Raw genomic sequence first — 520 nt, 5'->3', positions numbered from 1 at the left:
GATGAAAGAGCTCAATGCCTCTCTGCTTCTGCGTCCATTCAATTTTGAAACACTGGCAACATACGTATATAACTTTGCCTCGGATGAGCATTTAGAATTGGCAGCTCTGCCTGCTGTATTGTTGGTTCTTGTTGGGTTGATCCCGCTTGTTGTTGTTAACCGTTCACTGGAGCAAAATCACTGATGAGCTGCGCACTATCAATTAAAAACCTAACTTGCCAATATGATGCTCAAACCGTTTTAGAGTCTTTGTCGCTTGAAGTGGAACAGGGGCAAATCGTTTGTCTTCTAGGGGCGAGTGGTTGTGGAAAAACGACATTGTTGAAAGCGATTGCTGGTTTGCTGCCTCTTACTTCTGGTCAAATGAGCTTAAATTGTCAGACGATTGATGATGGTGAAAATTGGTTGCCGCCAGAAGAGCGCAATATCGGAATGATCTTCCAAGATTATGCACTATTTCCTCATCTGACAGTTGCGCAAAATATAGCCTTTGGCTTGAAGCATCAATCTGCACAAGAAA

General features: G+C 43.1%; 1 protein-coding gene and 1 pseudogene. Both read left to right on the top strand.

The window, feature by feature from the left end:
* Positions 1–184: pseudogene (locus R7190_RS30680) on the top strand (iron ABC transporter permease); the annotation flags it as partial.
* The coding region (locus R7190_RS30675) for an ABC transporter ATP-binding protein (RefSeq protein ID WP_318138314.1) at positions 184–520 on the top strand (337 nt) is incomplete at its 3' end. The pseudogene R7190_RS30680 and the gene R7190_RS30675, both read left to right, overlap by 1 nt.

Source organism: Vibrio sp. 1078-1 (genome assembly GCF_033340475.1).
This window is presented reverse-complemented; position numbering and strand designations above follow the sequence as displayed.